A 10,960-nucleotide genomic window follows, 5' to 3' on the forward strand; every position below is an offset into this window, starting at 1 on the left:
ACACGTGGCGGCCCCGGCGCTCGCTCGTCGCGGTGTCCGGACACAGACTAGTTGGATTGGGACGTCACCCGCGCGGACCATGGTCGAGCCCGGACAGATCCTCGATAAGTACGAGCTGGTCGAGAAAGTCGGCCAGGGCGGCATGTCGGTCGTCTATCGGGCGATCGACCGCCAGCTCAAGCGCGAGGTCGCGGTCAAGGTGCTGCACCAGCACCTGGCCGAACACCGGGAAGCCCGCGACCGCTTCGAGCGGGAAGCACAGGCCGTGGCGAAGCTCCGCCACGAGAACATCGTGGAGATCTTCGACTTCTCGGGGGTCGACTCCGACGAGAGCTACATCGTCACCGAGTTCATCGACGGCCAGACGCTCAAGGAGTTCATCTCGGCCCGGGCGATCGGCCATCCGGAAATTGCCGCGATGATCGCCGCGCGCGTGTGCGCGGCGCTGGCGCACGCGCACGGGCTCGGCGTTCTCCACCGCGACGTCAAGCCCGAGAACATCATGATCCGCAACGACGGCGTGCTGAAGCTGATGGACTTCGGCATCGCGCAGATGCTCGACACCGATCGGCTCACGGTGACCGGCCAGCTGCTCGGGTCGCCGGCGTACATGTCGCCGGAGCACGTCCAGGGCCAGCGCCTCGACTTTCGTACCGACGTGTTCAGCGTCGGCATTCTGCTGTACCAGCTGTCGACCGGCGAGCTGCCGTTCCGGGGCCGCAACCCGCACGAGATCCTCAAGCGGATCGCCGATTGCGAGTACGCGCCGCCGTCGCAGGTCGAGCCGCGCGTGTGCAAGGAGTTGTCGCGAATCATCGCGCGCGCGATGGCACGCGACAAGGAGGACCGCTACCCGGACATCGCGTCGATGCAGCGCGACCTCGAGGCGTTCCTCGCGCGCAGCGGCCTGGCCGACCCGCGCGAAGAACTCAAGCGGTTCTTCGCATCGCCGGCGTCGTACGAGATGTCGCTGCGCGAGCGGCTGATCGCCGCGCTGACGGCCGCCGGCCGCGAGGCGCTCGCCGACAACCGCGCGCAGGCGCTCGAGCTGTTCAACCGGGTGCTCACCCTCGACCCGGACAACGAGGAGGTGCTGCGCGCGATCGAGCGGTTGTCGCGGCGCCAGCGCGGCGTGCGCGCGGCGGCGTGGGCGCTCGGCGCGGGCGCGCTGCTGACGGCCGTGTTCTTCGTCCACGACGCGATCGAGCGGCGGGGCGGCGGACCGGCGGCCGGAGCGCGCGCGGCGGCGAATCGACCGGCGGATGCCGCGCCGGTGACCGCGGCGGCGGCGCGCCCTCCCCGGCCGGACGCCGCGCCCCCGGCGCGCCCCGGTGTGCGCGTCGCCGCGCTCGCCGATGCCGGGGCGCGGCGGCCGATCGCGATCCGCCCGCGGCCGGTGCGCCGCGGCGCGCCCGCGGTCGCGCCCGACGCCGCGCCGTCGGCGCCGCCGCGCCGGTTGCGCCTGCACGTGTTTCCGGGCACCCACGCCGAGTACCGCGTCGACGACGGGCCGTGGACGCCGTACGCGCCCGGCGCCGAGATCGCGGTCGGCCCGGGCGCGCACCGGGTGCAGGCCCGCGACCCACAGTGCTGCATCATCGGCAGCGCCGACATCGGCGCGGGCACGCCCGACGGCGCGACGGTCACGGTCACGACGCCCTACCGGCCGGCGCAGATCACCGCGACCTGTCGCCGCCCCGGGGCGCGTGCGCAGCTCGACGGCAAGCCGCTGCCGCTCGGCCGCGCCCGCACCCTGCCGATCCGGACCGTGGACGGACTCGCGACGGCGACCCTGTTGTTCAACTGGGACGGCGGCGCCCGGCGGCGGCAGGTCGAGCTGCGCTATGGCGCCCAGGAGACGGTCGATTGCGACGACTGACCGCCGCCGCGGCGGCGACCGCCGCGATCGCATTTGCCGTCATGCCGGTCGCGCGAGCGACGCCCGCCGACAAACTGGCCGAGGCGCGCGACCGGTTCCGCGCGGGGGACTACAAGTCGGTCATCGCCACGGTCTACCCGCTGTTGTTTCCGACGCCGGCGCTGGCGACCGACGACGAGCTGCGCGAGGCGTACGTCATGCTCGGCGTGTCGTACTTCGAGACCGACGATCTCGACGAGGCCGAGCGCTGGTTCGAGGAGGCGCTCATCCTGCAGCCCGACCTCGAACTGGACCCGGACGTGTACACGCCGAAGGTCGTGGACTTCTTCCGCAAGATCAAGCGAGCCCTGCGCGACAAGCTCGAAAAGGCGGAGAAGGACCGCCAGCTCGCGCGCTATCAGGAAGCGCTGGCGCGAGCCACCCAGGTCAACGTGCAGCACAACCCGTACTGGATCAACTTCATTCCGTTCGGCGCCGGCCAGTTTCAAAACGGCCAGCCCGGCAAGGGGAAGTTTTTCGCGATCGCGGAAGTGACGACCGGTGCCGCGTCGCTCGGCTCGTTCCTCGTGCTCGCTTTCGACTACGGGTTTCCGCGCCACCGAATTCCGCGCGACGAGGTCGGCTTCGCGGCGAACCTGCAGCGCGTTCAGGTCGGCGCGGGCATCGCGTTCGTCGCGCTCTACACATGGGGCGTCATCGACGCGTTGCTCGAGCACCGGCCGACGGTGGTCACGACCACGCGGATCGACCCGTCGCTGTTGCCGGAGGGGTTCCCGGCGCCGCCGCAATCCGCCGCGCCGCGCGTGATTCCGTTCGCGGGGCCACGGGGCGCCGGTGCCGTTTTCCACGTGGAGTTCTGACCATGCCTTCGTTGCGCGTCCAGGTGCCCGGCAAGGGCCCGACCGTCTACCACCTGTACAAGAAGATCACGTCGCTCGGTTCGTCGCCCGACAACGACATCGTGCTGCCGGATCCGCTGATCGCCGACAGCTTCGCCCACATCCACTTCGACGGCAGCTGCTACCACTTCGCGACGATCGACCGCCGCACGGCGGTGACCATCAACGGCAAGCGCCGCAAGAAACACAAGCTCGCGCACGAAGACAAGATTGCGGTCGGCCCGATCGAACTCGTGTTTTCGATGATCGACGACCATCCGGCGCGCGAGGAGGAAGCGGCGGAGACGATCGCGGACGTCGACGCCTACCGCAAGCTCTACGAGTTCTCGGCGCGCCTGATGGAACAACACAAGCTCGCCGACCTGCTCGAAGAGCTGATGGACGCGGTCATCGAGATCACCAACGCCGACAAGGGCTTTCTCATCTTGATGGAGGGAGACCAGCTCGACGTGAAGGTCGCACGCAACCTGAAGCGGGAGAACATCGCCGACGCGGTCAGCCAGCTGTCCGACTCGATCATCGCCAAAGTGGTCCGCAGTCGCCAGCCGGTGATCATCTCGGACGCGATGAACGACGCCGAGTTCGCGTCGGCCAAGTCGGTCATGAACCTGCGTCTGTCGTCGGTCATCTGCGTCCCGCTGCTCGACCGGGGCAAGCTGCTCGGCATCATCTACGTCGGCAACAGCAACATCGTCGACCTGTTTACGCAGGACACGCTCAACGCGCTCACGGTGTTCGCCGCCCAGGCGGCGCTCATCGTCGCCAACGCGCTGCTCGTCGACGAGCTGCGCCACGACAACCGCGCCCTGCACGAACAGCTCGAGCAGATGCGCTTCGGCGACATCGTCGGCGCGAGCCCCGCCATGCAGGACGTGTTTCGCAAGATCGAAAAAGTCGCGGGGACCGACATCTCGGTGCTCATCACCGGCGAGACCGGTACGGGCAAGGAACTGATCGCGCGCGAGATTCACAGTCGATCGCAGCGCCGCGACAAGCCGTTCGTCACGATCAACTGCGGCGCGATCCCGGAGAACTTGCTCGAGTCGGAACTGTTCGGCCACGTGCGCGGCGCGTTCACCGGTGCGGTCGCCAACAAGCAGGGCAAGTTCCAGGCGGCCGACGGCGGCACCCTGTTTCTCGACGAGATCGGCGAAATGCCGCTCGCGCTGCAGGTCAAGATCCTGCGCGCGATCCAGGAGAAGGTCGTCGTGCGGGTCGGCGACACGCGTCCGGAAGCGGTGGACATCCGCATCGTCGCCGCGACCAACCGCGACCTCGAACAGGAGATCGCCGCCGGTCGCTTCCGCGAAGACCTGTACTACCGGCTGAACGTGGTGAATCTGCACCTGCCGCCGCTGCGCGACCGCGGCGAGGACGTGCTCGTGCTCGCGCGCTACCTGCTCGGCCGCTACGCGCGCGAATACGGCGCGAAGGTGCGGGGGTTTTCGCCCAATGCGTCGGTCGCGATCCGCAAGTACCACTGGCCGGGGAACATCCGCGAGATGGAAAACCGGATCAAAAAGGCGGTCGTGCTCGCAGAGGGCCCGATGATCGGGCCGGACGACCTCGGACTCACGGCGGACGAACTGCCGCGCATCCTGCCGCTGGCCGAGGCAAAGGAGAAGTTCCAGCGCGACTACATCAACGAGGTGCTCGCGCTCAACAATGGAAACCGCACGAAGACGGCGCGCGACCTCGGCGTCGATCCGCGCACGATCTTCCGCCACCTCGAAAAAGAGGAACAGGATCGCCAAAACACGCGATAACGCAGTGGATTCCGTATGACGCGGCTGTCGCGGTCGCCTCCGGGGCGCGGGCGGCCGAAATCGCGCAACCTGCTAGAAACAAAACACTTGGCCCACCTGGCACGACATCTGCTTCCGTCAGCCCGCGTGATGGGACTCGTCGCCACCGCCGCGTCGTGCCCGGCGCTGGCCGGCTGCCCGATCCCGTTTCCGAGCGAGGTCGAGGTGCAGGCCGACGCCGGCCTCAACGCGACGCCGGTCATCCAGCGGGCCACCCCGGCGGAGCTGGCGTTTCCGGGACCGATCGCGCTCGACCGCGGCGATGCCCGGATCGTCACGCTGCACTGTCGCGACACCGACCTGGCCGACACCCTCTACGTGCGCGGATATCGCGACTACAGCGACGCGAACCCGACGCCGTTCCTCGTCGATGTGGAGTTTCCTCCGACGGGCGACGCGGTCCGCCTGATCGACGTGTCGCTGTCGACGTGGTGCGCCGGGCTGTCGGCGGCCGACACCGATGCCCACTTCTTCTCGATGTTGATCGCCGATCGGCCGTTCCTGCGGTGCCCCGGCCCTCCGGACTGCGAGGGCCAGCCGCAGTTTCGCGAACTGCCCGCCGACGCGCAGGCGTCGGTGAGCGCGATCTGGACGATCACGTGCAATCCGCCCGAGTGACGTGATGCGCCGTACCCCGCATGTCCTCGCGGCCGTCGTCGCGGCGGCCGCCGCCGGCTGTATCGAGGCCGATCCGGGTCCCACCCCGCCCGAGCCGATGTGCCACGCCGACAGCGACTGCGACGCGCCCGCCGGCGAGATCTGCGACGACGGCATCTGTTGGGGCAACCCGCCGGACGGCGTGACGTTCGCCGCGGTGCTCAACCCGCCCGAGGGCCGGCCGGACCTGGCTCCGAGCGAGGTGCCCGCCGTGGTGTTCGAGGACGACGGAACGGCGCTGGGCCTGGTGTTCGCGGAGACCGTCACGCTGTCGGGCCGCGTCGTGCTCGCCGGCGACCCGGACCGGTCGGTCGCCGCGCAGATCCGGGTCGAGCGGCCGTCGCGCATACCGGGCGGCCCCGCGTACCTGCGGACGGCCGTCGCCGCGCCCGGGCGCGTCGCCGGCGAGCTGGCGTTCGCGCTGCGCGTCCCGCGGCTGTCGCCGAACGATCCGCCGTACGTGGTGGACGTCGTGCCCGACGACGGGAGTCTCGCCGAGCCGGGGCCGGACGGACCGCCCGCGACGGTCGCGCCGCCGCTGCGGTTCCGTATCGACGGCACCCGCGACCTCGCCGGCGTCGACATCGCCGTCGGCGACCCGTCGGCGCTCAAGGGCGCAGCGGGCCGCGTCGTCGACGCGGCGGGCCGCGGCGTGCCGGGCCTGCGGGTCGTGGCCCGCGGGCGGTGGAGCGAGGACGCCCCGCTCGAACGGGTGTCGTCGGTCGCGACGACCGACACCGACGGCGCCTTCGTCCTGTGGATCCCGATCGGGATGGCCGACTGGAACTACGAGCTGGTCGTGCAGCCGCCCGCCGGCGCGGTCGCCCCCACGTTGCGCGTGCGCGGCGTGCGCATCCCCGACCCCGTCGACGGCGCCTTCGCCGAACTGCCGCCGCTGTCGATGCCGAGCTTCCCGTCCGGGGCGCGCTACGCGATCGACGTCATCGGCCGGCGCCCCGAGGGCGGCGTGACTCCGGTCGAAGGGGCGCTGGTCGAGGCGACCGCGATCCTGGTGGACCCGGTGGTGCCGGTCGGCGAGACCGGCGAGGTCGACGCCGTGTACACCGCGCGGGGGGTCACGGACGCGGCGGGCCGGGTCGAACTCGACCTGATCCCCGGCGGCACGGCCAACCGCGTCTACCTGCTGTCGATCCAGCCGCTGCCGACGTCCGAGTTCGCCGCGGCGCACGACGTGAGCGTGGCGGTCGGCCCGCCCGGGGCCACCGGCGCGAACGTGCTGCCGGCGGTCGAACTCGCGCGGCGCGTCGCGGTCAGCGGCGTGGTGGTGGCCGCCGACGGCACGCCGGCCGCCGGCACGACGATCACGGCGCGCGCGACCGCCGCGTTCAAGTGGAGCCTCGAGCCGGCGCTGCAGGCCAAGCTCGACGACTTCCGCTACCCCGCCGCCACCGCCGACGAGTCGGGCCGCTTCGTGCTGTGGGTCGACGCGGAGGTGTTCGGCGCGGCGCCGGTGTACGACCTCGACCTCGTCCCCGGCGCCGGCGCGCGGGCCCCGCGGTGGACCGTCCGCGGCATCGACCTGGCGGCGGCCGCCCCCGGCGCGGGGCTCGACCTGGGCGACGTCGCGCTGCCGCCGGCGTCGTTCGCGCGCGGCGCCGTCCTCACGGGCGACGGCGAGGCGATCGCCGGCGCGGAGGTCCAGCTCTACGAGATCGCGGCCGACGACGCCGCGTGCGACAGCGCGTTCGCGCCCGTCGATGCGACCGGCGCCTGCCACGCTCCGGCCGCGCTGCGCTCCGTGAGCCAGACCGACGACGCGGGCACCGCGGTGTTCGTGCTCCCGCGGCCGCGCTGATCGCCCCCGGCGCGCGCATCGGGCGTATACTCGTGTCGATGGGGAGAGTCGGCTGGGGGCTGGTCGCGGCGTGGGCCGTCGGCGCGGCGGCGCCTGCCGCGGCCGCACCGTGCGACACGAGCGGCCCCGACCTCGTGGTCGACGGCATCACGTGCCAGCTCGGCGGCGTCCACACGTTCGACAGCGTGGTGGTCAAAAACGGCGGTGTGATCGAGGTGCCGGCGTACGACGGCGCCGACCGGGTCCACACCGGCAACCTGGAGCTGCGCGCACTGAGCATCACCGTCGAGGCGGGGTCGACGATCACCGCCAAGGGCAAGGGCTACCAGGCGCCGCGGTGCGGCAACGGCGACGGCCCCGTCGCCGGCGCGGGCGGCGTCGGCGGCTGCGCCGTGCGCGACTCCGGCGGCGGCGGCGCACACTTCGGAGCCGGCGGCCGCGGGACCAAGGACTGCTTCGTCGTGCCGCCGCCGGACAGCTGCCAGTTCCCCGACGAGTTCAGCGAAGACTGCGGCAACTCGCTCAACGCGGCCGGCACCGCCTGCTCGGACCGCACCGACTGCCGCGACTTCGACGGCGAGCCGGCGGTGGGCGGCACGCCGTATCCGCACTCGATCTACGAGATCGAGTTCGGCGCGGCCGGCGGGGACAAGGGGTGCCGCGACGGCGACGGGTTCGGCCGCCAGCCGAACGTGGCCGGGCCGGGCGGCGGCCGCATCGTGCTCGCGGCGCCCGACGGGACGGTCACGATTGACGGCACGATCGACGCGAACGGCCGGCGCGGTTGCGGCACGGGCAACGACTCGGCCGGCGGCGGCGCGGGCGGGTCGATCCTGATCGCGGGCCAGTCGGTCCGGATCGGTCCGGCCGCGATCGTCACGGCTCGCGGCGGCCTCGGCGGCGACACGCAGGGCCTGGCCGGCGACCCGACCGGCGAGTGCGCCGCGCCGGCGCAACAGGGCGGCACGTGCGACGACTGCGGCGGTGGTGGCGGCGGCGGCATCATCTCGGTGCTGTCGGTCACCGCGTCCATCGAAGACACGGCGATCTTCGACGTCGACGGCGGTTTGGGCGGCACCTGCCCGATCTGTCGCGGCGAAGCGGGCGGCGGCGCCGGCGAACTCCAGATCGACGGCGCGTACGTCGGCGAGTTTTGCGACGGCTACGACAACGACTTCGACGGCGAGGTCGACGAGGACTTGCCGCCGCTGCCGTGCGGAATGCCGTCGTGTGTCGGCGGCGTGCCGCAGACCTGCCCGCCGGACGTGCCCGCCTGCATCGGCCCGGTGACCGACACCCGGCCTCGCTTCGTCGTCGTGGTCGACACGTCCGGCTCGATGCTCACCGACCCGGCCGGCCGGCCGACGTTCGGCGACGGCTCGCTCGACCACCCGGGCGCGGACGTCGACGGCGACGGGCTGGCGAACGACTCCAAGCTGTTTCAGGCCAAGCAGGCGCTGTCCTCGGTGATCGCGGCGTACCCGGAGATCGACTTCGCCCTCGCCCGCTATCACCAGGACGAGGGGATCGATCGGAGCTGCCAGCTCGCGCACTGGTTCGAATGCCACGACATCTGTTGCACATACGACGATCCGCGCGACAACGCGCCACCTCCCGCGTCGCCCGCGTGTTCGCTGGACCTCGGCGCGTCGGGGGTCGTGTCGGTCGACATGGTGAGCAGCGGCGACGAGTGCATCCACTATGCCGGGTCGTGCGGCCCGCCCGAGCGCGGCGCGGACGTCCTCGTCGGCTTCGGCGCCGACATCAACCAGTACCTGATGTGGCTCGACCACGCCGAGACGAATTTCGTCGACACGACGGTCGAGGGCGACTACTGCGACTTCGCCGCCGGCGGCGACTGCGAACTGCGCGGCACCGGGCCGACGCCGCTGGCCGGCTCGCTGCAGGCGGCCAAGGCGTACCTGGCGCCGCAGATCGCCTGCGACGGCGCGGCCGCGTGCCGCACGTACGCGGTGATCTTGCTCACCGACGGCGCCGAGAGCTGCCGCGGCGATCCGGTCGCGGCCGCGGCGGACCTGCGCGCCAGCCTCGGCGTCGACACGTTCGTGGTCGGCTTCTCCGTGGTCGCCGGCGAGCGGGCGGAGCTGGACGCGATCGCGATGGCGGGATCGGGCGGGGCGCGCGGCGCGTTCTTCGCGGGGGACGAGAGCGAGCTGGCCAACGCGCTGGCGGCCATCGTCGGCGGGTCCATCGTGACGGAGTCGTGCAACGGGGCCGACGACGACTGCGACGGCCTCGTCGACGAAGACTTTCCCGACCTCGGTGCGCCGTGCGACGACGGGGAGCTCGGCGCGTGCCGGGGCACGGGCACGCGCGTGTGCGCGCCGACCGGCGACGGGACCGAATGCGCCATCGCGGACCCGGGGGCGACGCCGGTCGACGAGGTGTGCAACGGACTCGACGACGACTGCGACGGCCTCATCGACGAGGACCTCAGCTGCGTGCCGACCTGCACCCCCACCGGCCCGGACGTGTGCGACGGCGTCGACAACGACTGCGACGGCGCGATCGACGAGGACGACCCGAGCGCGGGGAGCCCGTGCGGCACGACCGACGTCGGCGTGTGCAACTTCGGCGTGCTCGTGTGCGTGGGCGGCAACCTGGTGTGCGTCGGCGCGATCGAGCCGGGGGTCGAGATCTGCAACGGGCTCGACGACGACTGCGACGGCGAGCCGGACGACGCCGCCCCGTGTCCGGGGCAGACCTCGTGCGTCGGCGGCGGCTGCCGCATTCCGTGCGCCGGCGGCGAATTCGACTGTCCGCCCGGCTTGACCTGCGTCGACGACCCGGCCGGAGGCCGCGTCTGCCTGCCGGATCCGTGCGCCGCGTGTGGGCCGGGCCAGGTGTGCGCGGGCGACACCTGCATCGATCCGTGTGACGGCGTCGAATGTGACGCGGGCGAGACGTGCGTCCACGGCAACTGCTTCGACTGCCACGTGCTCGGCTGCGACGTCGCCGGCCAGGTGTGCTTCGACGGCGAGTGCGTCGACGACCCGTGCGCCGGCGTCGACTGCGGCGACGGTGCGAGCTGCGTTCGCGGCCAGTGCGTGGCCGACTGCGACGACAGCGCGTGCCCCGCCGGACAGCGGTGCGGTGCCGACGGCCGCTGCGCCGACGACCCGTGCGCCGGCGTCGACTGCCCGCTTGAGGGCGACGTGTGCGTCGACGGTGCGTGCGTCGACGATCCGTGCGGCCCGGTGACCTGCGCGGCGGGCCAGGTGTGCGCCGGCGGCCGGTGCGTCGCCGACCCGTGCCCGCTCGTCGACTGCTCGGCCGGCCGCCACTGTGTCGTCTTGCCCAGCGGCGACCCGCGCTGCGTCGACGAGGATGCGCGCGTCGACCGGGTCTACGCCGCGGGCGGCGGCTGCGCCTGCCGCGCAGGCGCCGAGTCGGGCCCGCCGGCGTCGGCGTGGCTGGTCGTCGCGGTCGCGTTCGCATGCGCGCGGCGGAGGCGCCGGTGACCCGCTGGCCGCTGGCGCTGGCGATCGTCGCGGCGGCCGGCTGCAGCCTCGAGCCGTTCACGCTGCGGTTCGGCGGCGGCGCGGCCGACGCCGGCCCCGGGGCGGCAGATGCCGCGGCGGATGCCGGCCCCCGGCCCGACGCGGCGCCGCCGTGCGTGCCGGTCGGTCCGGACGACCAGTGCGACGAAATCGACAACGACTGCAACGGCATCGTCGACGACGCGTTCGACAAGCAGACGGACGGCAACAACTGCGGCGTGTGCGGCCACCGGTGCGCATCGCCGGGCGCGATCGAGCAGTGCGTCGGCGGCACCTGCCAGTTCGTCGAGTGCCAACCCGGGTTCGCGGATCTCGACCCGGCGGCGCCCGGCTGCGAGTACCTGTGCCCGGTGTTTCCGCCCGCGCCGGAGGACTGCAACGGC

The 10,960-nt window shown here is 72.3% G+C and carries 7 protein-coding genes; all 7 read left to right on the forward strand.

Features of this window, described 5'->3' with window-relative positions; all coding sequences use genetic code 11:
* Positions 1–79: 79 nt before the first annotated feature.
* Complete coding sequence (locus D6689_08685) at positions 80–1,879, forward strand: serine/threonine protein kinase (GenBank protein RMH42289.1); 1,800 nt, start codon at positions 80–82, stop codon at positions 1,877–1,879.
* A complete protein-coding gene (locus tag D6689_08690) occupies positions 1,867–2,739 on the forward strand; it encodes a tetratricopeptide repeat protein (GenBank protein RMH42290.1) in 873 nt (290 codons plus the stop codon). Before D6689_08685 ends, D6689_08690 begins: the two co-directional genes overlap by 13 nt.
* A 2-nt stretch (positions 2,740–2,741) precedes the next feature.
* Positions 2,742–4,544, forward strand: a complete 1,803-nt coding sequence (locus tag D6689_08695) for a GAF domain-containing protein (protein ID RMH42291.1) — start codon at positions 2,742–2,744, stop codon at positions 4,542–4,544.
* A 129-nt stretch (positions 4,545–4,673) separates the two neighbouring features.
* The gene (locus D6689_08700; protein RMH42292.1) at positions 4,674–5,201 is read left to right on the forward strand and encodes a hypothetical protein; all 528 of its coding nucleotides are present in this window, start codon (positions 4,674–4,676) and stop codon (positions 5,199–5,201) included.
* Between the two features lies 1 nt (position 5,202).
* Complete coding sequence (locus D6689_08705; GenBank protein RMH42293.1) at positions 5,203–7,056, forward strand: hypothetical protein; 1,854 nt, start codon at positions 5,203–5,205, stop codon at positions 7,054–7,056.
* Positions 7,057–7,094: 38 nt separating this feature from the next.
* Positions 7,095–10,538: a VWA domain-containing protein gene (locus D6689_08710; GenBank protein ID RMH42294.1), complete on the forward strand. Its 3,444-nt coding sequence runs from the start codon at positions 7,095–7,097 to the stop codon at positions 10,536–10,538.
* Positions 10,514–10,960 (forward strand): hypothetical protein (locus tag D6689_08715; protein RMH42295.1); only part of this gene is annotated, 447 nt, incomplete at its 3' end. The genes D6689_08710 and D6689_08715, both read left to right, overlap by 25 nt.

The sequence above is a fragment of the Deltaproteobacteria bacterium genome (assembly GCA_003696105.1).
In the GTDB taxonomy this organism is placed as follows: domain Bacteria; phylum Myxococcota_A; class Polyangia; order Haliangiales; family J016; genus J016.

Bases quoted from the DNA above. Each gene is read 5' to 3' on its own strand.
- D6689_08685 (RMH42289.1), top strand. From the start codon at position 80: ATGGTCGAGCCCGGACAGATCCTCGATAAGTACGAGCTGGTCGAGAAA.
- D6689_08695 (RMH42291.1), top strand. From the start codon at position 2,742: ATGCCTTCGTTGCGCGTCCAGGTGCCCGGCAAGGGCCCGACCGTCTAC.
- D6689_08700 (RMH42292.1), top strand. From the start codon at position 4,674: ATGGGACTCGTCGCCACCGCCGCGTCGTGCCCGGCGCTGGCCGGCTGC.
- D6689_08710 (RMH42294.1), top strand. From the start codon at position 7,095: ATGGGGAGAGTCGGCTGGGGGCTGGTCGCGGCGTGGGCCGTCGGCGCG.